Origin of the sequence: Vibrio sp. 1641 (assembly GCF_033339995.1) — a bacterium.
In the GTDB taxonomy this organism is placed as follows: domain Bacteria; phylum Pseudomonadota; class Gammaproteobacteria; order Enterobacterales; family Vibrionaceae; genus Vibrio; species Vibrio alginolyticus.
In genome coordinates this window covers 1-540 of sequence record NZ_JAWOVP010000453.1, presented here as the reverse complement: position 1 = coordinate 540, position 540 = coordinate 1, and the positions used below count along the sequence as shown (strand labels likewise).

The following is a 540-nucleotide window of genomic DNA, read 5'->3' as shown; positions in this document are numbered from 1 at the left end:
CGTTTTTGGTATTGTGATGGCGTTTAGTGGTGTGGTGTTGTTGGCTGGAACGGAAGGCGAATTTACTTTGCGATACGACTTACTGCTTGGTTTGGCCGGTGGCCTGTTTAACTCCGGCTCACAATTGACGCTGTATAAAGTCAGCAAAAGCAATATGTCGCCGCTAGAGATCAACTTCTGGGCGTTTAGCTTTGCCGCGTTATTTATTCTGCCTTTGGCGCTTATCAACGATGGCTCTGGACTGTTGGGGGCTCATTCATTCTCACTATCCGTTGAGTCTAGTGTGCTGTGGCTATTAGTCATGTCGATGTTGATCATCAATACTCAAGTGTTTCGTGCAAAAGCCTATCAACTGGCCAGTAGCGGCTCTCAACTCGCACCACTGATTTTTACCAACTTGTTGTTTACGGCCGTTTGGCAATCACTTTTTTTCGCTGATGTAATGAGCCGCACTCAAATCGCGGGCATGGGCTTAATTGTACTCGCGACGGTATTGAATGGGTGCTGGGATGTATTGGTCAAGCATCATCAAAGCAAGGC

Annotated in this window: 1 protein-coding gene; it reads left to right on the top strand. The window is 47.2% G+C overall.

Annotated elements, in window-relative coordinates; genetic code table 11:
- A partial coding sequence (locus R7Z47_RS26530; RefSeq protein ID WP_318130982.1) for an EamA family transporter occupies positions 1–540 on the top strand: 540 nt, incomplete at both ends.